The organism is Burkholderia sp. HMSC10F09 (assembly GCF_001806955.1).
Lineage (GTDB): Bacteria > Pseudomonadota > Gammaproteobacteria > Burkholderiales > Burkholderiaceae > Burkholderia > Burkholderia multivorans.
Window position 1 is genome coordinate 1 of sequence record NZ_KV786492.1, and the last position, 504, is coordinate 504.

2 protein-coding genes are annotated in these 504 nt (G+C 65.7%); both read right to left on the minus strand.

The window, feature by feature from the left end:
* Positions 1-36: 36 nt before the first annotated feature.
* Entirely contained in the window at positions 37-111 is a 75-nt protein-coding gene (gene pqqA, locus HMPREF3115_RS28325) for a pyrroloquinoline quinone precursor peptide PqqA (RefSeq protein WP_083302111.1), read from the minus strand.
* A 283-nt stretch (positions 112-394) separates the two neighbouring features.
* A partial coding sequence (locus HMPREF3115_RS28330; RefSeq protein WP_141751607.1) for a helix-turn-helix domain-containing protein occupies positions 395-504 on the minus strand: 110 nt, incomplete at its 5' end.

Consider the following 504-nt stretch of genomic DNA (forward strand, 5'->3'; position numbering starts at 1 on the left):
CGCCTGCGCGGCAGGCGGCGGCGCGGCGTACGCCGATCAGCGGTTGGCGATATACATCGTGATTTCGAAACCGAAGCGCAGATCGGTATAGGCGGGGGGCGTCCACTGCATGGCATGTCTCCTTGTTCAGTTGAGTTGCATCGAATGAACCGCGTCGATCGGCGGTCGATCACTATTCAGCAAGGAGCGTGCCGGGCGGGCGTATCGCCTGTGCGACGACGTGCGGATGCCGCCGCGCGGTCGTTGCGGCGACAACCTTACGAATCACCCACAAAACGGTTTCAATTGCCGTCGGCGCAGGCGGCGGGCGGCAGGCGTCCGGCTGCGCGACTGTTGAATCCTTGAACACCGGTGTTGCAAGCTGACACAGCGGGTGTGACAGTGAGGCCGCCCTTCAGTGTTCGTCCGTGCGCAGCGGCGCGGTGCCGACGGACGGCATCTTCCGGTAGATGGTGTTGCGCGACACGCCGAGCGCGCGCGCGGCCGCCGACACGTTGCCGCCGT